The sequence below is a fragment of the Pseudomonas baetica genome (genome assembly GCF_051216495.1).
Lineage (GTDB): Bacteria > Pseudomonadota > Gammaproteobacteria > Pseudomonadales > Pseudomonadaceae > Aquipseudomonas > Aquipseudomonas baetica_B.
The window spans coordinates 59,356-77,121 of sequence record NZ_JBPKAM010000003.1 but is presented as its reverse complement, the minus strand read 5'-3'; the positions used below and the strand labels follow the sequence as shown (position 1 = coordinate 77,121).

Sequence of the window (17,766 nt, the reverse complement as noted above, 5' to 3'; positions counted from 1 at the left end):
CTTTTTTAATTTCTATAACCGTGACTTCTCCACAGCTGGTTAAATTTTGTGCAAAGGGTTCTTTAGGAAGGGCGAAGTCCCTATACTTGTCGACCAGGTCCAAAAACCTGAGCTCAAACTATTCCTGAATTACCTACTTAAGCAGGCACGAGGTGCGTGGTGGATTTCCCTTCCCGTTTTGAAGTGATCGTCATCGGCGGCGGTCATGCCGGTACCGAGGCAGCACTGGCCTCAGCACGTATGGGGGTAAAAACCCTGTTGCTGACGCACAACGTGGAAACCCTCGGTGCCATGAGCTGCAACCCCGCTATCGGTGGGATTGGCAAAAGCCACCTGGTCAAGGAAATCGATGCCTTGGGCGGCGCGATGGCCATGGCCACCGATAAAGGTGGTATTCAATTTCGCGTATTGAACAGCCGCAAAGGACCTGCCGTACGCGCCACCCGCGCTCAAGCCGATCGGGTTCTGTACAAGGCAGCTGTCCGCGAAATCCTGGAAAACCAGCCGAACCTGTGGATATTTCAACAGGCAGCAGATGACCTGATCGTTGAGCAGGACCAGGTGCGTGGTGTGGTCACTCAAATGGGTCTGCGCTTCCTCGCCGACTCCGTGGTTTTGACCACAGGTACCTTCCTCGGTGGACTTATCCACATCGGTTTACAGAATTTTTCCGGCGGCCGCGCCGGTGATCCACCATCGATCGCGCTGGCTCACCGTCTCCGTGAACTGCCATTGCGCGTGGGTCGTTTGAAAACCGGTACTCCGCCGCGTATCGACAGCCGATCTGTGGATTTCTCGGCGATGACCGAACAACCTGGCGATACGCCGATCCCGGTGATGTCGTTCATGGGCAACAAGGAACAACATCCGCAGCAGGTCAGTTGCTGGATTACCCACACGAATGCGCGCACCCACGAAATCATTGCGGCGAACCTCGACCGTTCGCCGATGTATTCCGCTGCTGGTGAGATCGAAGGCATCGGCCCGCGTTATTGCCCGTCAATCGAAGACAAGATCCATCGCTTTGCCGACAAGGCAAGCCACCAGGTCTTCATCGAACCGGAAGGTCTGACGACAAACGAGCTGTATCCGAACGGGATATCCACATCGCTTCCGTTCGATGTGCAATTGCAGATCGTGCAATCGATCCGCGGTATGGAGAATGCACACATTGTGCGTCCGGGGTATGCCATCGAATATGACTACTTCGATCCGCGAGACCTGAAATACAGCCTGGAAACCAAAGTCATTGGCGGTCTGTTCTTCGCCGGACAAATCAACGGCACCACCGGTTACGAAGAAGCCGGCGCCCAGGGTTTGCTCGCCGGCACCAACGCCGCTTTACGTGCACAAGGCAAAGACGCCTGGTGTCCGCGCCGCGACGAGGCGTACATCGGCGTGTTGGTTGACGACCTGATTACCCTCGGAACCCAAGAGCCGTACCGGATGTTCACGTCCCGCGCCGAATATCGCCTGATTTTGCGTGAAGACAACGCGGACCTGCGTTTAACCGAAAAAGGGCGCGAATTGGGTCTGGTGGATGACGTGCGCTGGGCTGCGTTCTGCAAAAAACGCGAAGATATCGCGCTGGAAGAACAGCGCCTGAAAAGTACCTGGGTTCGTCCGGGTACCGTGCAGGGCGACGCGATTGCCGAAAAATTCGGCACGCCGCTGACTCACGAATACAACTTGCTGAACCTCTTGAGCCGTCCGGAAATCGACTACGCTGGCTTGATCGCCGTGACCGGTGAAGGTGCGGAAGACCCACAGGTCGCCGAACAGGTCGAAATCAAGACCAAGTACGCGGGCTACATCGATCGTCAACAGGAAGAAATTGCCCGGCTGCGCGCCAGTGAGGACACGAAACTACCTGTGGATATTGATTACACGAACATTTCCGGTCTCTCAAAAGAGATCCAGAGCAAACTCGGTGCGACCCGTCCGGAAACTTTGGGCCAGGCGTCGCGCATCCCGGGCGTTACGCCGGCAGCGATTTCGCTGTTGATGATTCATTTGAAAAAACGCGGCGCGGGCCGTCAGTTGGAGCAAAGCGCTTGAGTTCGTTGGTCACCTCGCAACATGCCGAAGAGTTATCCACAGGCGCCCGCCAGCTCGGTGTTACGCTGACAGAAACCCAGCACGCAAAACTGCTGGGTTATCTGGCCCTGTTGATCAAATGGAACAAGGCCTACAACCTGACCGCCGTGCGCGACCCGGATGAAATGGTGTCCCGCCATTTGCTCGACAGTCTGAGTGTGATGTCGTTCATCGAAAATGGTCGCTGGCTGGACGTCGGCAGCGGTGGGGGCATGCCGGGTATTCCGCTGGCCATCCTGTTTCCAGAGTCTCAAGTCACCTGCCTGGACAGCAACGGAAAGAAAACCCGCTTCCTGACCCAGGTCAAACTCGAACTCAAACTGGATAACCTTCAAGTTATCCACAGTCGCGTCGAAGCCTTACAGCCTGCCCAGCCGTTCAACGGGATTATTTCCCGTGCGTTCAGCAGCATGGAAAATTTCACGAACTGGACGCGCCACCTCGGTGACACCCATACACGCTGGCTGGCAATGAAGGGCGTTCATCCCGCCGATGAGCTGGTAGCATTGCCGACTGACTTCCACCTCGATAGCGAACACGCCCTGGCCGTACCCGGTTGCCAAGGCCAACGCCATCTGCTGATACTGCGCCGCACGGCATGATTGGGAACACAAGCAAGAATGGCTAAGGTATTCGCGATTGCGAACCAAAAGGGTGGTGTGGGCAAGACCACCACCTGCATCAACCTCGCAGCATCCCTCGTCGCGACCAAGCGTCGGGTGTTGTTGATCGATCTCGATCCACAGGGCAACGCCACCATGGGTAGCGGTGTGGATAAACACGGCCTCGAAAACTCGGTCTATGACCTGTTGATCGGCGAGTGCGATCTGGCCCAGGCCATGCACTTTTCCGAGCACGGCGGTTACCAACTGTTACCGGCCAACCGCGATCTGACCGCTGCCGAAGTGGTTTTGCTGGAAATGCAGATGAAGGAAAGCCGTCTGCGCAGCGCGTTGGCGCCGATCCGCGAAAACTACGATTACATTTTGATCGATTGCCCGCCGTCGCTTTCGATGCTGACGTTGAACGCTTTGGTTGCCGCGGACGGGGTGATCATTCCCATGCAGTGCGAGTACTTTGCACTCGAGGGATTGAGCGACCTTGTGGATAACATCAAGCGTATCGCCGAATTGCTGAACCCGAATCTCAAGGTCGAAGGGCTGTTACGTACAATGTACGATCCACGCCTCAGCCTGATGAACGATGTGTCGGCTCAGCTCAAGGAACACTTTGGTGACCAGCTCTACGACACCGTGATTCCGCGCAACATTCGATTGGCTGAAGCGCCAAGCTACGGCATGCCGGCACTGGCGTATGACAAAGCATCCCGTGGAGCCGTTGCCTATCTGGCCCTGGCGGGTGAAATGGTTCGTCGTCAGCGCAAAAACTCACGAATCGCCGCTGCTCAGGCAACTTAAGGAATCCCCATGGCCGTTAAGAAACGAGGTCTCGGACGTGGACTGGATGCACTACTGAGTGGTCCGACTGTCAGCGCACTGGAAGAACAAGCTGTTCAAGCCGATCAGCGCGAACTGCAACATCTGCCGCTGGATCTGCTCCAGCGTGGCAAGTACCAGCCACGACGCGATATGGATGTTCAGGCGCTCGAAGAGCTGGCGCAGTCGATCAAGGCCCAGGGCGTCATGCAACCGATCGTGGTTCGCCCGATTGCTGGCGGTCGCTTCGAAATCATCGCCGGCGAACGCCGCTGGCGGGCCAGTCAGCAGGCCGGTCAGGAAACGATTCCGGCGATGGTCCGTGATGTGCCTGATGAAACCGCGATTGCGATGGCGCTGATCGAGAACATCCAGCGTGAAGACCTGAATCCCATCGAAGAAGCGTTGGCCTTGCAACGTCTGCAGCAGGAATTTCAGCTGACTCAGCAACAAGTGGCCGAGGCTGTGGGTAAGTCCCGCGTAACAGTGGCCAACCTATTGCGTTTGATTTCCCTGCCCGAAGTCATCAAGACCATGTTGTCCCACGGTGACCTGGAAATGGGTCATGCTCGTGCGTTGCTCGGTTTGCCTGATAATCAGCAGGTCGAAGGGGCGCGACATGTTGTCGCACGTGGGCTGACCGTGCGCCAAACCGAAGCACTGGTTCGCCAGTGGTTGAGTGGCAAACCGGAGCCTGTCGAACCTGCAAAACCTGACCCGGATATCGCACGGTTGGAGCAGCGCCTGGCCGAGCGCCTAGGCTCTGCGGTGCAGATTCGCCACGGGAAAAAGGGAAAAGGTCAGTTGGTGATTGGTTACAACTCCCTGGATGAGCTTCAAGGCGTGCTCGCACATATCCGCTGAAACATTTCCACATGTAGCGCGCAGTCGGAAATCACTACCTGACAGTTGAATAGGGGCAGAACCGCCCCTATACTCTGCGCGCATTTTGTCGGCACAAATTATGCCAAGTTATTGAATTTCGGCAGCCGACCATTGGAGAGCAATAGTGATGGAAACCCGCACGCCAAACCGCTTGCCGTTCCATCGCCTGGCAGTTTTTCCGGTGTTGATGGCCCAACTTATCGTTTTGCTAATCGCCGCTTTGGCGCTTTGGAAATGGTACGGAGTCGTCGCCGGATACTCAGGTCTTTGTGGAGGCCTGATAGCTTTGCTGCCCAATGTTTATTTCGCTCATAAGGCATTTCGGTTTTCCGGCGCCCGAGCAGCCCAGTCCATCGTCCGGTCGTTTTATGCCGGCGAGGCAGGGAAACTGATTTTGACGGCAGTGCTGTTTGCACTGGTGTTTGCAGGTGTGAAGCCATTGGCGCCGATAGCTGTATTCGGTGCCTTCGTGCTGACTCAGTCGGTCAGCTGGTTCGCTCCCCTGCTGATGAGAACAAGACTTTCGAGACCTTAGGGCGTTTGAGGCAACCATGGCAGAAACAACCGCTTCGGGCTATATCCAGCACCACTTGCAGAACCTGACTTTCGGTCAGCACCCTACCGGCGGCTGGGGCTTTGCCCACACCGCAGCAGAAGCCAAGGAAATGGGCTTCTGGGCTTTCCACGTCGATACCCTCGGCTGGTCGATCGCATTGGGTCTGATCTTCGTTTTCCTTTTCCGCATGGCGGCGAAGAAAGCGACTTCCGGTCAGCCAGGTGCTTTGCAGAACTTCGTTGAAGTATTGGTCGAATTCGTCGATGGCAGCGTGAAAGACAGCTTCCATGGCCGTAGCCCGGTGATTGCGCCGTTGGCACTGACCATCTTCGTCTGGGTGTTCCTGATGAACGCCGTCGACCTGATACCGGTCGATTGGATTCCTCAGCTGGCCATCCTGATCTCCGGCGACCATCACATCCCGTTCCGCGCCGTGTCGACCACCGACCCGAACGCGACCCTGGGCATGGCGTTCTCGGTTTTCGCACTGATCATTTTCTATAGCATCAAGGTCAAGGGCCTCGGCGGTTTCATCGGCGAGCTGACCCTGCACCCGTTCGGCAGCAAGAACATCTTCGTTCAGATCCTGCTGATCCCGGTGAACTTCCTGCTGGAATTCGTGACCCTGATCGCCAAGCCAATCTCTCTGGCTCTGCGTCTCTTCGGCAACATGTATGCCGGTGAGCTGGTGTTCATTCTGATCGCTGTGATGTTCGGCAGCGGTCTGCTCTGGCTCAGCGGCCTGGGCGTTGTTCTGCAGTGGGCGTGGGCAGTGTTCCACATCCTGATCATCACCCTGCAGGCGTTCATCTTCATGATGCTGACCATCGTCTACCTGTCGATGGCGCACGAAGAAAACCATTAAGACCAGTCTCGACTAGTCTGATGTCCCTCCCGGTCAAACGGGAGGGGAGTCCTTTCGGGGACTCTGAAACGATTTGTTTTACCGCTTTAAATTAAAAAAACCTAAACCATACGACGTAAAAGTCGGGAGGAAAGATGGAAACTGTAGTTGGTCTAACCGCTATCGCTGTTGCACTGTTGATCGGCCTGGGCGCACTGGGTACCGCAATTGGTTTCGGCCTGCTGGGCGGCAAGTTCCTGGAAGGCGCAGCGCGTCAGCCAGAAATGGTTCCAATGCTGCAAGTTAAAATGTTCATCGTTGCCGGTCTGCTCGACGCCGTAACCATGATCGGTGTTGGTATCGCTCTGTTCTTCACCTTTGCGAACCCGTTCGTTGGTCAGATCGCTGGCTAATTACTCGGATCTTCCGAGTAATTTGATGTGATGGACAACGTAACTGCGAGGTGTTGGCGTGAACATTAATGCGACCCTGATTGGCCAGTCCGTTGCGTTCCTCATTTTTGTACTGTTCTGCATGAAGTTCGTATGGCCTCCGGTCATTACGGCATTGCACGAACGTCAAAAGAAGATCGCGGATGGACTGGACGCTGCCAGCCGAGCAGCTCGCGACCTGGAGTTGGCCCAAGAGAAAGCGGGTCAACAACTGCGCGAAGCGAAAGCTCAGGCAGCTGAAATCATCGAGCAAGCCAAGAAGCGCGGTTCTCAGATCGTCGACGAAGCCCGTGAACAGGCTCGCGTCGAAGCTGACCGTGTGAAGGCTCAGGCTCAGGCCGAGATCGAACAGGAACTGAACAGCGTCAAAGACGCGCTGCGCGCCCAAGTGGGTAGCCTGGCCGTTGGCGGTGCCGCGAAGATCCTGGGTGCCACAATCGATCAAAACGCGCACGCAGAGCTGGTTAACCAACTGGCTGCTGAAATCTAAGCGAGGGCGATCATGGCAGAACTGACCACGTTGGCCCGACCTTACGCTAAGGCGGCCTTCGAGCACGCTCAGGCCCACCAGCAACTGGCCAATTGGTCAGCCATGCTCGGCCTGGCAGCAGCGGTGTCGGAAGACGACACCATGCAGCGCGTGCTCAAGGCCCCGCGACTGACGAGCGCAGAAAAGGCCGCCACGTTCATTGACGTGTGCGGCGACAAGTTTGATGCCAAGGCACAGAACTTCATTCACGTCGTTGCTGAAAACGAGCGTCTCCTGCTTTTGCCGGAGATCGCCGCTCTGTTCGACCTGTACAAGGCCGAGCAAGAGAAATCGGTAGACGTAGAAGTGACCAGTGCTTTCGCATTGAACCAAGAACAGCAAGACAAACTCGCCAAGGTTCTCAGTGCACGACTCAACCGGGAAGTGCGCCTGCAAGTCGAGGAAGACAGTTCCCTTATTGGGGGCGTTGTCATCCGCGCCGGCGACCTGGTTATCGATGGCTCGATTCGCGGAAAAATCGCGAAACTGGCCGAAGCATTGAAATCTTGAGTTTGAAGGGGCAGCAGAGCAATGCAGCAACTCAATCCTTCCGAAATAAGTGAAATTATCAAGGGCCGCATCGAAAAACTCGATGTGACCTCCCAAGCCCGTAACGAAGGCACTATCGTCAGCGTATCTGACGGTATCGTGCGGATTCACGGTCTGGCCGACGTAATGTCCGGCGAGATGATCGAGTTTCCGGGCGGCGTCTACGGTATGGCCCTCAACCTGGAGCAAGACTCCGTAGGTGCCGTTATTCTGGGCGCATACCAAGGTCTGGCTGAAGGCATGAGCGCCAAGTGCACTGGCCGCATCCTGGAAGTTCCGGTTGGTAAGGAACTGCTGGGTCGTGTAGTCGACGCACTGGGTAACCCTGTTGATGGCAAAGGTCCGCTGAACAACACTCAGACCGACGCGGTCGAGAAAGTTGCTCCAGGCGTGATCTGGCGTAAGTCGGTAGACCAGCCTGTACAGACTGGCTACAAGGCCGTCGATGCCATGATCCCTGTCGGCCGTGGCCAGCGTGAGCTGATCATCGGTGACCGTCAGATCGGTAAAACCGCTCTGGCGATCGACGCGATCATCAACCAGAAAGACAGCGGCATTTTCTGCGTCTACGTAGCCATCGGTCAGAAACAATCGACCATCGCCAACGTGGTTCGCAAGCTGGAAGAAAACGGCGCACTGAAAAACACGATCATCGTGGCTGCCAGTGCTTCGGAATCTCCTGCACTGCAATACCTGGCTCCGTACGCCGGTTGCACCATGGGCGAATTCTTCCGTGACCGCGGTGAAGACGCGCTGATCGTTTATGACGATCTGTCCAAGCAAGCAGTGGCTTACCGCCAGATCTCCCTGCTGCTGCGCCGTCCACCAGGCCGTGAAGCTTATCCAGGCGACGTGTTCTATCTCCACTCCCGTCTGCTGGAGCGCGCATCCCGCGTTTCGGAAGAGTACGTAGAGAAGTTCACCAACGGCGCAGTGACCGGCAAAACCGGTTCCCTGACCGCACTGCCGATCATCGAAACCCAGGCTGGCGACGTTTCCGCGTTCGTTCCGACCAACGTGATTTCCATCACCGACGGTCAGATCTTCCTGGAATCGGCCATGTTCAACTCGGGCATCCGTCCTGCAGTGAACGCCGGTGTTTCGGTATCCCGTGTGGGTGGTGCCGCTCAGACCAAGATCATCAAGAAGCTGTCCGGTGGTATCCGTACCGCTCTGGCTCAGTACCGTGAACTGGCGGCATTCGCCCAGTTTGCTTCTGACCTGGACGAAGCGACCCGTAAGCAACTTGAGCATGGTCAGCGCGTTACCGAGCTGATGAAGCAGAAGCAATATGCGCCAATGTCGATCGCCGACATGTCGCTGTCGCTGTATGCCGCTGAGCGTGGGTTCCTGACTGACATCGAAATCGCCAAAGTCGGCAGCTTCGAGCAAGCGCTGATTGCTTACTTCAACCGCGATCACGCCGAATTGATGGCGAAGATCAACGTGAAGGGTGACTTCAATGACGAAATCGACGCTGGCCTGAAAGCCGGTATCGAGAAGTTCAAGGCCACCCAAACCTGGTAAGCCGCAGCGGGAGCCGCAAGGCTCCCGCTTGCTAACCTGATAGGTGTTACATGGCAGGCGCAAAAGAGATTCGCAGTAAGATTGCGAGCATCAAAAGCACGCAAAAAATTACCAGCGCCATGGAAAAAGTGGCGGTCAGCAAAATGCGCAGGGCACAAATGCGCATGTCTGCTACCCGCCCTTATGCGGAGCGCATCCGCCAGGTTATTGGCCATCTGGCCAACGCTAACCCGGAATATCGCCACCCGTTCATGATCGACCGTGAAGTAAAGCGTGTCGGTTATGTCGTTGTGAGCAGTGACCGTGGTCTGTGTGGTGGCTTGAACACCAACCTGTTCAAGGCTTTGGTCAAGGACATGGCGGTAAACCGCGAAAACGGTGTCGAGATCGATCTGTGTGTGATTGGTAGCAAGGGTGCGGCTTTCTTCCGCAACTTCGGCGGTAACGTCGTCGCCGCTATCAGCCACTTGGGTGAAGAGCCGTCGATCAATGACCTGATCGGCAGCGTCAAGGTGATGCTGGATGCTTATCTGGACGGTCGTATCGACCGTTTGTCCGTGGTATCCAACAAGTTCATCAACACCATGACGCAACAGCCTACCGTGGAGCAATTGGTTCCGCTGGTGGCAACCCCGGATCAGGATCTCAAGCACCACTGGGACTATCTGTACGAACCCGACGCCAAAGAGCTGCTTGACGGCCTGATGGTGCGTTACGTGGAGGCGCAGGTGTACCAGGCGGTGGTCGAGAACAACGCGGCTGAACAAGCTGCGCGGATGATCGCGATGAAGAACGCTACCGACAACGCCGGTGATTTGATCAGCGAATTGCAGCTGGTCTACAACAAGGCGCGTCAGGCTGCGATCACCCAAGAGATCTCGGAAATCGTCGGCGGCGCTGCCGCGGTTTAACGGTTCAAATTTTCAGAGGATCCAGCTATGAGTAGCGGACGTATCGTTCAAATCATCGGCGCCGTTATCGACGTGGAATTTCCACGCGACAGCGTACCGAGCATCTACAGCGCGCTGAAAGTACAAGGCGCGGAAACTACCCTGGAAGTCCAGCAACAACTGGGCGACGGCGTAGTTCGTACCATTGCGATGGGTTCCACCGAAGGCTTGAAGCGCGGTCTGGATGTCAACAACACTGGCGCAGCCATCTCCGTACCGGTCGGTAAAGCGACCCTGGGCCGGATCATGGACGTACTGGGTAACCCGATTGACGAAGCTGGCCCGATCGACACCGAAGAGCGCTGGGGCATTCACCGTCCTGCACCTTCGTTCGCCGAACAAGCGGGCGGCAACGACCTGCTGGAAACCGGCATCAAGGTTATCGACCTGGTTTGCCCGTTCGCCAAGGGCGGTAAAGTTGGTCTGTTCGGTGGTGCCGGTGTAGGCAAAACCGTAAACATGATGGAACTGATCCGTAACATCGCCATCGAGCACAGCGGTTATTCCGTGTTCGCCGGTGTGGGTGAGCGTACTCGTGAGGGTAACGACTTCTACCACGAGATGAAGGACTCCAACGTTCTGGACAAAGTGGCACTGGTTTACGGTCAGATGAACGAGCCGCCGGGAAACCGTCTGCGCGTAGCACTGACTGGCCTGACCATGGCCGAGAAGTTCCGTGACGAAGGTAACGACGTTCTGCTGTTCGTCGACAACATCTATCGTTACACCCTGGCCGGTACCGAAGTATCCGCACTGCTGGGCCGTATGCCTTCCGCAGTAGGTTACCAGCCGACCCTGGCTGAAGAGATGGGCGTTCTGCAAGAGCGCATCACTTCGACCAAGCAAGGTTCGATTACGTCGATCCAGGCCGTATACGTACCTGCGGACGACTTGACTGACCCGTCGCCAGCGACCACCTTCGCCCACTTGGACGCCACTGTCGTTCTGTCCCGTGACATCGCTTCCCTGGGTATCTACCCAGCGGTAGACCCACTGGATTCGACTTCGCGTCAGCTGGACCCGAACGTGATCGGCAACGACCACTACGAAACCGCTCGCGGTGTTCAGTACGTGCTGCAACGTTACAAAGAACTGAAGGACATCATCGCGATTCTGGGTATGGACGAGCTGTCGGAAGCCGACAAGCAGTTGGTAAACCGTGCTCGTAAGATCCAGCGTTTCTTGTCGCAGCCGTTCTTCGTGGCTGAAGTCTTCACTGGTTCCCCAGGTAAATACGTTTCCCTGAAAGACACCATTGCTGGCTTCAAAGGCATCCTCAACGGTGACTACGACCACCTGCCAGAACAAGCGTTCTACATGGTCGGCGGCATCGAAGAAGCGATCGAGAAAGCCAAGAAACTGTAATCCCGGCGCCCGGAAACGGGCGCTAATTTAGGGTGAGGCAATCAGATGGCTATGACAGTCCATTGCGATATCGTCAGCGCGGAAGGAGAAATCTTTTCCGGTCTGGTCGAGATGGTGATTGCGCACGGTGCACTGGGTGATCTTGGTATCGCTCTGGGTCACGCGCCGCTGATCACTAACCTGAAGCCAGGCCCGATCCGCCTGGTCAAGCAGGGCGGGGAAGAGGAGGTGTATTACATCTCCGGTGGTTTCCTCGAGGTTCAGCCGAACATGGTCAAGGTACTTGCAGACACTGTCCAACGTGCTGCCGACCTGGACGAAGCCTCCGCTCAGGAAGCCGTTAAGGCTGCCGAGAAGGCGTTGCATGACCGGGGCGCAGAATTCGATTACGGTTCTGCTTCCGCACGTCTGGCCGAAGCTGCAGCTCAACTGCGCACCGTCCAGCAGATCCGCAAGAAGTTCGGCCACTAAGGCGCGCTTGTTGTGTGATTGATTAAAAAGGGTAGCCTCGGCTACCCTTTTTTCTTTTCCGACGTTCATCATTTTGGTCGCAGCCGCTGACCACCCAGGATTGGTAGCCAGTCATGTCTCTCGAAATCGTTATCCTCGCTGCTGGCCAAGGCACGCGCATGCGTTCGGCCTTGCCGAAAGTTTTGCATCCGATTGCCGGCAACTCGATGCTTGGCCATGTTATCCACAGCGCCCGACAACTTGATCCACAACGCATCCACGTGGTGATTGGCCATGGTGCCGACGCTGTGCGTGAACGCCTGGCCGCTGACGACCTGAATTTCGTCCTTCAGGACAAACAATTGGGCACCGGCCATGCCGTGGCTCAAGCCGTGCCCTTTATCAAATCCGATACGGTGCTGATTCTGTACGGGGACGTGCCGCTGATTGAAGTGGAAACCCTGCAACGTCTACTCAAGAAAGTGGCTCCCAAGCAATTGGGTCTGCTCACTGTCGAACTGGACGACCCGACCGGCTATGGCCGTATCGTTCGTGATGCAGATGGCCAGGTAACTGCCATCGTCGAGCAAAAAGACGCCAATGAAGCAGAGCGTGCGATCACAGAAGGCAACACTGGCATTCTGGCGTTGCCATTCGAAAGTCTGGGCGGGTGGATGAGCCGTCTCTCCAACAACAACGCCCAGGGCGAGTACTACCTGACCGACGTGATTGCCATGGCGGTCAGTGATGGTCTGGTGGTGGCCACCGAGCAGCCCCACGATGCGATGGAAGTGCAGGGCGCCAATGACCGCAAGCAGCTTTCCGAGCTTGAGCGTCACTATCAGTTGCGCGCCGCTCGCCGTTTGATGGCGCAGGGCGTGACCTTGCGCGACCCGGCACGTTTCGACGTACGGGGTGAAGTGGCCGTTGGCCGTGATGTGCTGATCGATATCAACGTGATCCTCGAGGGCAAGGTTGTCATCGAAGACGATGTCGTGATCGGTCCTAACTGCGTAATCAAGGACAGCACCCTGCGCAAGGGTGTGGTGATCAAGGCGAACAGCCATATTGAAGGCGCCATTCTGGGTGAAGGCAGCGATGCCGGTCCGTTTGCGCGTTTGCGTCCAGGTTCGGTGCTGGAAGCAAAGGCGCATGTGGGTAACTTCGTCGAGCTGAAAAACGCGCACCTGGGCGAAGGCGCCAAAGCCGGTCATCTGGCCTACCTGGGCGATGCCGAAATTGGCGCGCGCACCAACATCGGTGCCGGTACGATCACCTGCAACTACGATGGCGCCAACAAGTGGAAAACCGTGCTGGGTGAAGATGTCTTCATCGGTTCCAATAACTCGCTGGTGGCGCCTGTGGATATCTCTTCTGGCGCAACCACCGCGGCCGGTTCGACCATTACGCAGAATGTGGATAACGCGCAATTGGCCGTTGGACGTGCTCGACAGAAGAACATCGATGGCTGGAAGCGGCCGGAGAAGCTCAAGAAGAGCTGAGTTATCCACATATCGATGATCGGCTGAAGTTACTCACAGGTGATCCATCGTATTCGCGGGCAAGCCCGCTCCCACAGGGTTATCAACAAACCTTGGGAGAGCGGTCTTGCCCGTGATGCTTTTATCCACAGCACTTTTTATCTATTTGCGCTTGACGAAGTTTCAGTGATAGGTTTTGATTGCTTCCGTTATCTTTCGAAACGAAACTTTTAAGTCATGTCGAAACGCAACACGCCCCAGCGCCGCCATAACATCCTGGCCTTGCTCAACGAGCAGGGTGAAGTCAGTGTGGATGAACTGGCCAAGCGTTTCGAAACTTCTGAAGTTACGATTCGCAAGGACTTGGCCGCACTTGAAAGCAATGGTCTGCTGCTACGTCGTTATGGCGGTGCGATCACCATGCCTCAAGAACTGGTGGCCGATCTTGGTCAACCTGTCTCCAAATACAAACAAGCCATCGCCCGTGCTGCTGTGACGCGGATTCGCGAACATGCACGCATCATCATCGACAGTGGCAGCACCACTGCGGCGATGATTCCGGAACTCGGTCAACAACCGGGGCTGGTGGTGATGACCAATTCCCTGCATGTCGCCAATGCCTTGAGCGAACTTGAGCACGAACCGGTGCTGCTGATGACCGGCGGTACTTGGGATCCGCATTCCGAGTCCTTTCAAGGGCAGGTCGCCGAGCAGGTACTACGCTCTTACGACTTTGACCAGTTGTTCATCGGTGCCGACGGCATCGATCTGGTACGCGGTACCACCACCTTCAACGAGCTGCTGGGTTTGAGCCGGGTCATGGCCGAAGTCGCCCGCGAAGTGGTGGTGATGGTCGAGGCCGACAAGATCGGCCGCAAGATTCCCAACCTGGAACTGCCTTGGAGCAGTGTCCATACCCTTATTACCGATGATCGCCTGTCACAAGAGGCACGGGATCAGATTCAGGCCCGCGGCATCACGTTGATTTGCGCGGCTGTCAGTCAGGAGAAATAGCATGTGTGGAATTGTTGGCGCAGTCGCAGAACGTAACATCACCGCCATCCTGGTCGAAGGCCTGAAGCGTCTGGAATACCGTGGGTATGACAGTGCGGGTGTTGCTGTTTATACCGATGAAGGAAAGCTTGATCGGGCACGTCGTCCAGGCAAAGTCAGCGAACTGGAGCAAGCGCTTGCGCAATCGCCGCTGAGCGGGCGCCTGGGGATTGCCCACACTCGTTGGGCCACTCACGGTGCTCCTTGCGAGCGCAACGCGCACCCGCATTTCTCTGAAGGTGTGGCCGTTGTGCACAACGGCATCATCGAAAACCACGAAGCGCTGCGTGAACAACTCAAGGCGCTGGGCTACGTCTTTACCTCGGACACCGATACCGAAGTCATCGCTCACCTGCTGAACCACAAACTCAAGGACCAGCCTGATCTGACCGAAGCCCTCAAGGCAACCGTCAAGGAATTGCATGGTGCATATGGCCTGGCAGTCATCAGTGCCAATCAGCCTGATCGCCTGGTAGCTGCCCGTAGCGGCAGCCCACTGGTTATCGGTTTGGGCCTGGGGGAAAACTTCCTTGCATCCGACCAGTTGGCCCTGCGTCAGGTCACCGACCGTTTCATGTATCTGGAAGAGGGCGATATCGCCGAGATTCGTCGCCACAGCGTGCAAATCTGGGACGTGACCGGCAAAGCGGTTGAACGCAAGATGGTGCAATACAGCGACGGTGCCGAAGCCGCCGACAAAGGTGAATTCCGCCACTACATGCTCAAGGAAATCCATGAGCAACCGTCCGTGGTGCAACGCACCCTTGAAGGTCGCTTGAGCCAGAATCAGGTGCTGGTACAGGCGTTCGGTCCACAGGCGGCCGAACTGTTCGCCAAAGTACGCAACGTACAGATCGTCGCTTGCGGCACCAGCTACCACGCCGGCATGGTCGCGCGTTATTGGCTCGAAGAGTTGGCAGGTATTCCGTGCCAGGTCGAAGTTGCCAGCGAGTTCCGCTACCGCAAGGTGGTGGTGCAACCAGATACCCTGTTCGTCACCATCTCCCAGTCTGGCGAAACCGCCGACACCCTGGCTGCTCTGCGTAACGCCAAAGAGTTGGGTTTCCTCGCCAGCCTGGCGATCTGCAACGTTGGTATCAGCTCGTTGGTGCGTGAATCGGATCTGACGCTGCTGACCCAGGCCGGTCGCGAAATCGGTGTAGCGTCGACCAAAGCGTTCACCACCCAGCTGGTCGGTCTGCTGATGCTGACCCTGTCTCTAGGTCAGGTTCGCGGTACTTTGGCCGCGGGCGTTGAAGCCACGTTGGTCGAAGAATTGCGTCGCTTGCCAACTCGCCTGGGCGAAGCGCTGGCGATGGACAGCACTGTGGAAAAAGTCGCCGAGCTGTTCGCCGAGAAGAACCACACGCTGTTCCTCGGCCGTGGTGCTCAGTTCCCCGTGGCGATGGAAGGGGCGCTCAAGCTCAAGGAAATCTCCTATATTCACGCCGAAGCCTACCCGGCCGGCGAACTGAAACATGGTCCATTAGCGCTTGTGGATAACGACATGCCAGTCGTCACCGTTGCGCCTAACAACGAGCTGCTGGAGAAACTGAAGTCCAACCTTCAGGAAGTCCGCGCCCGTGGTGGTGAGCTGATCGTCTTCGCTGACGAGAAGGCCGGCATGACCAACGGCGAAGGCACGCACGTTGTGCACATGCCGCACATCCACGACATCCTGTCGCCTATCCTCTACACCATCCCGCTGCAGTTGCTGTCGTACTACGTCGCCGTGCTGAAAGGCACCGACGTTGATCAGCCACGCAATCTGGCGAAGTCGGTGACTGTGGAATAAGTTATCCACAGCTGATCCAACCTTGAAAATCGCAGCCAATGGCTGCGATTTTTTTATCTGAATCGAGGACACGCTCATGGACCGCTTCCAGGAAATGCAGGTCTTCGCTGCCGTCGCCCAGGAGCAGGGTTTTTCCGCGGCGGCGCGGCGCATGGGCATGTCGGCGGCTAGCGTTACCCGGGCGGTGGCAGCGCTGGAGAAACGCATCGGTACGCATTTGCTGACGCGTACCACGCGCAGTGTGCATTTGAGCGAGGCGGGTCTGCGGTTCCTTGAAGACTGTCGGAGAATTCTCGCCGAGGTGCAGGAAGCCGAGGATTCGGCGGCGGGAAGCCATGCCCAACCCCGTGGGCAACTGACGATCACCGCGCCGGTGTTATTTGGTGAGTTGTTCGTCACTCCGCTGATGGTGAATTTCCTCACGCAATTCCCGGACGTGACGATCAATGCACTGTTGGTGGACCGAGTGGTCAGTGTGGTCGAGGAGGGCGTTGATGTAGCGGTGCGCATCGGTGAGTTGCCCGACAGCAATCAACATGCAATCCGGGTGGGGGAAGTGCGACGAGTGATTGTGGCATCGCCGCAGTTTCTGGCAAGCCATGGTCGGCCAACACACCCCCAGGATTTGGCTCAGTCGCCGATTATTGCGACGTCCGCGATCGGGCAATTAAAGAGTTGGCCATTCCTGGAGGGCGGTGAGCCTCTCAGTGTCCGGGCTGATGCGCGACTTGTGGTGACAGCGAACCAGGCAGCCATTACTGCAGCGTCCCTCGGTTTGGGCTTTACACGGGTTCTGTCTTACCAGGTCGCGAGCAAAGTGGCGGCCGGAGAGCTGGAAATCATCCTGGCGGATTTCGAGATGCCGCCACTGCCTATCCATGTGGTCTATCAAGGTGGGCGCAAGGCCCCAGCGCGGGTTCGCAGTTTTGTCGACTTTACGGTGAAGGCGCTCAGGGAGCATCCAGCCTTGCAGGATTAGTGCTTTATTTCACTGGATGAAATAATGGATTGCGTTTGCTGGTTATTCTGTTGTTTTTGTGAGTGGTAGAAGATGGCTGCCATCGGTGCTGATCTATCCCGGACAGCACCACTCACCCGCGGAGTCGACCATGCAAGCCATCAAGCTCTACAACTTCCCACGTTCCGGCCACGCTCACCGTGTGGAACTGATGCTCTCGCTGTTGAACCTGCCGACCGAGCTGATTTTCGTCGACCTGGCCAAGGGGGAGCACAAAAAACCAGAGTATCTGGCGCTCAATGCCTTTGGCCAGGTACCCGTGCTGGATGATCAAGGTGTGGTACTGGCGGATTCCAACGCTATCCTGGTTTACCTGGCGCAGAAATACGGCAACGGTCGCTGGCTGCCTGCCGATCCGGTCGGAGCGGCAAAAGTGCAACGCTGGTTGTCCGCTGCTGCGGGTCCTATCGCCTTTGGGCCGGCGCGCGCCCGACTGATCACCGTGTTTGGAGCACCTTATGACGCTGAAGAAGTGATTGCTTACGCCCATACCGTGCTCAAAGTCATTGATCACGAATTGGCCAATACGCCTTACCTGGCCGGAAATGAACCGACGATTGCCGACGTGGCCGGCTACAGTTACATCGCCCATGCACCGGAAGGTAATGTCTCGCTGGACGACTACGCCAACATCCGCGCCTGGTTGGCACGGGTCGAAGCCTTGCCCGGTTTTGTCGGCATGCCGCGCACTGTCGCCGGACTGCAAAAAACTGCCTGATGCTTGTCTTGTGGCCCGACTTTTTCGGGCCTTTCACGCTGCGCCGTGGGTGCAGGGGAGA

18 protein-coding genes are annotated in these 17,766 nt (G+C 56.8%); all 18 read left to right on the top strand.

Annotation, left to right across the window (positions count from 1 at the left end):
• The first annotated feature begins 159 nt into the window (after positions 1–159).
• The 18 genes from mnmG to ACSFE6_RS02710 all read left to right on the top strand — a co-directional run bounded on the left by mnmG (position 160) and on the right by ACSFE6_RS02710 (position 17,705).
• Entirely contained in the window at positions 160–2,058 is a 1,899-nt protein-coding gene (gene mnmG / locus ACSFE6_RS02795; RefSeq protein WP_435426160.1) for a tRNA uridine-5-carboxymethylaminomethyl(34) synthesis enzyme MnmG, read from the top strand.
• Positions 2,055–2,699, top strand: a complete 645-nt coding sequence (gene rsmG / locus ACSFE6_RS02790; RefSeq protein ID WP_435426159.1) for a 16S rRNA (guanine(527)-N(7))-methyltransferase RsmG — start codon at positions 2,055–2,057, stop codon at positions 2,697–2,699. Before mnmG ends, rsmG begins: the two co-directional genes overlap by 4 nt.
• Before the next feature lie 18 nt (positions 2,700–2,717).
• On the top strand, positions 2,718–3,515 hold the full coding sequence (locus ACSFE6_RS02785; protein WP_060540279.1) for a ParA family protein: 798 nt from the start codon (positions 2,718–2,720) through the stop codon (positions 3,513–3,515).
• A 9-nt stretch (positions 3,516–3,524) separates the two neighbouring features.
• A complete protein-coding gene (locus tag ACSFE6_RS02780; RefSeq protein WP_435426158.1) occupies positions 3,525–4,397 on the top strand; it encodes a ParB/RepB/Spo0J family partition protein in 873 nt (290 codons plus the stop codon).
• 148 nt (positions 4,398–4,545) lie between these two features.
• Positions 4,546–4,953 carry a F0F1 ATP synthase subunit I gene (locus tag ACSFE6_RS02775; RefSeq protein ID WP_435426157.1) on the top strand — a complete coding sequence of 136 codons (408 nt, stop codon included), beginning with the start codon at positions 4,546–4,548 and terminating at the stop codon, positions 4,951–4,953.
• A 16-nt stretch (positions 4,954–4,969) separates the two neighbouring features.
• Positions 4,970–5,839 (top strand): F0F1 ATP synthase subunit A, encoded by an 870-nt coding sequence (gene atpB, locus ACSFE6_RS02770; RefSeq protein WP_435426156.1) that lies wholly within the window; start codon positions 4,970–4,972, stop codon positions 5,837–5,839.
• A gap of 134 nt (positions 5,840–5,973) precedes the next feature.
• Positions 5,974–6,231, top strand: coding sequence for a F0F1 ATP synthase subunit C (gene atpE, locus ACSFE6_RS02765; RefSeq protein WP_003097235.1), 258 nt, complete (start codon positions 5,974–5,976; stop codon positions 6,229–6,231).
• Between the two features lie 58 nt (positions 6,232–6,289).
• The gene (locus tag ACSFE6_RS02760; RefSeq protein WP_090326939.1) at positions 6,290–6,760 is read left to right on the top strand and encodes a F0F1 ATP synthase subunit B; all 471 of its coding nucleotides are present in this window, start codon (positions 6,290–6,292) and stop codon (positions 6,758–6,760) included.
• 12 nt (positions 6,761–6,772) lie between these two features.
• Entirely contained in the window at positions 6,773–7,309 is a 537-nt protein-coding gene (locus ACSFE6_RS02755; protein ID WP_085716114.1) for a F0F1 ATP synthase subunit delta, read from the top strand.
• Between the two features lie 21 nt (positions 7,310–7,330).
• A complete protein-coding gene (atpA, locus tag ACSFE6_RS02750; protein ID WP_435426155.1) occupies positions 7,331–8,875 on the top strand; it encodes a F0F1 ATP synthase subunit alpha in 1,545 nt (514 codons plus the stop codon).
• A gap of 50 nt (positions 8,876–8,925) precedes the next feature.
• On the top strand, positions 8,926–9,786 hold the full coding sequence (gene atpG / locus ACSFE6_RS02745; RefSeq protein WP_435426154.1) for a F0F1 ATP synthase subunit gamma: 861 nt from the start codon (positions 8,926–8,928) through the stop codon (positions 9,784–9,786).
• Between the two features lie 27 nt (positions 9,787–9,813).
• Positions 9,814–11,190: a F0F1 ATP synthase subunit beta gene (gene atpD / locus ACSFE6_RS02740; protein ID WP_435426153.1), complete on the top strand. Its 1,377-nt coding sequence runs from the start codon at positions 9,814–9,816 to the stop codon at positions 11,188–11,190.
• 45 nt (positions 11,191–11,235) lie between these two features.
• On the top strand, positions 11,236–11,661 hold the full coding sequence (locus tag ACSFE6_RS02735; RefSeq protein WP_110965655.1) for a F0F1 ATP synthase subunit epsilon: 426 nt from the start codon (positions 11,236–11,238) through the stop codon (positions 11,659–11,661).
• A 113-nt stretch (positions 11,662–11,774) separates the two neighbouring features.
• On the top strand, positions 11,775–13,142 hold the full coding sequence (glmU, locus tag ACSFE6_RS02730) for a bifunctional UDP-N-acetylglucosamine diphosphorylase/glucosamine-1-phosphate N-acetyltransferase GlmU (protein ID WP_435426152.1): 1,368 nt from the start codon (positions 11,775–11,777) through the stop codon (positions 13,140–13,142).
• 216 nt (positions 13,143–13,358) lie between these two features.
• Entirely contained in the window at positions 13,359–14,135 is a 777-nt protein-coding gene (locus tag ACSFE6_RS02725; RefSeq protein ID WP_435426151.1) for a DeoR/GlpR family DNA-binding transcription regulator, read from the top strand.
• Position 14,136: 1 nt separating this feature from the next.
• A complete protein-coding gene (gene glmS / locus ACSFE6_RS02720) occupies positions 14,137–15,969 on the top strand; it encodes a glutamine--fructose-6-phosphate transaminase (isomerizing) (RefSeq protein WP_435426150.1) in 1,833 nt (610 codons plus the stop codon).
• Between the two features lie 76 nt (positions 15,970–16,045).
• Complete coding sequence (locus ACSFE6_RS02715; protein WP_435426149.1) at positions 16,046–16,948, top strand: LysR family transcriptional regulator; 903 nt, start codon at positions 16,046–16,048, stop codon at positions 16,946–16,948.
• A 130-nt stretch (positions 16,949–17,078) separates the two neighbouring features.
• Positions 17,079–17,705, top strand: coding sequence for a glutathione S-transferase family protein (locus ACSFE6_RS02710; protein ID WP_435426148.1), 627 nt, complete (start codon positions 17,079–17,081; stop codon positions 17,703–17,705).
• Positions 17,706–17,766: the final 61 nt, after the last annotated feature.

Excerpts from the sequence above, each read along its gene's own strand:
- ACSFE6_RS02785 (WP_060540279.1), top strand. The coding sequence starts at position 2,718 with ATGGCTAAGGTATTCGCGATTGCGAACCAAAAGGGTGGTGTGGGCAAG.
- ACSFE6_RS02780 (WP_435426158.1), top strand. The coding sequence starts at position 3,525 with ATGGCCGTTAAGAAACGAGGTCTCGGACGTGGACTGGATGCACTACTG.
- ACSFE6_RS02775 (WP_435426157.1), top strand. The coding sequence starts at position 4,546 with ATGGAAACCCGCACGCCAAACCGCTTGCCGTTCCATCGCCTGGCAGTT.
- atpB (WP_435426156.1), top strand. The coding sequence starts at position 4,970 with ATGGCAGAAACAACCGCTTCGGGCTATATCCAGCACCACTTGCAGAAC.
- atpE (WP_003097235.1), top strand. The coding sequence starts at position 5,974 with ATGGAAACTGTAGTTGGTCTAACCGCTATCGCTGTTGCACTGTTGATC.
- ACSFE6_RS02755 (WP_085716114.1), top strand. The coding sequence starts at position 6,773 with ATGGCAGAACTGACCACGTTGGCCCGACCTTACGCTAAGGCGGCCTTC.
- atpA (WP_435426155.1), top strand. The coding sequence starts at position 7,331 with ATGCAGCAACTCAATCCTTCCGAAATAAGTGAAATTATCAAGGGCCGC.
- atpG (WP_435426154.1), top strand. The coding sequence starts at position 8,926 with ATGGCAGGCGCAAAAGAGATTCGCAGTAAGATTGCGAGCATCAAAAGC.
- atpD (WP_435426153.1), top strand. The coding sequence starts at position 9,814 with ATGAGTAGCGGACGTATCGTTCAAATCATCGGCGCCGTTATCGACGTG.
- ACSFE6_RS02735 (WP_110965655.1), top strand. The coding sequence starts at position 11,236 with ATGGCTATGACAGTCCATTGCGATATCGTCAGCGCGGAAGGAGAAATC.
- glmU (WP_435426152.1), top strand. The coding sequence starts at position 11,775 with ATGTCTCTCGAAATCGTTATCCTCGCTGCTGGCCAAGGCACGCGCATG.
- ACSFE6_RS02725 (WP_435426151.1), top strand. The coding sequence starts at position 13,359 with ATGTCGAAACGCAACACGCCCCAGCGCCGCCATAACATCCTGGCCTTG.
- glmS (WP_435426150.1), top strand. The coding sequence starts at position 14,137 with ATGTGTGGAATTGTTGGCGCAGTCGCAGAACGTAACATCACCGCCATC.
- ACSFE6_RS02715 (WP_435426149.1), top strand. The coding sequence starts at position 16,046 with ATGGACCGCTTCCAGGAAATGCAGGTCTTCGCTGCCGTCGCCCAGGAG.
- ACSFE6_RS02710 (WP_435426148.1), top strand. The coding sequence starts at position 17,079 with ATGCAAGCCATCAAGCTCTACAACTTCCCACGTTCCGGCCACGCTCAC.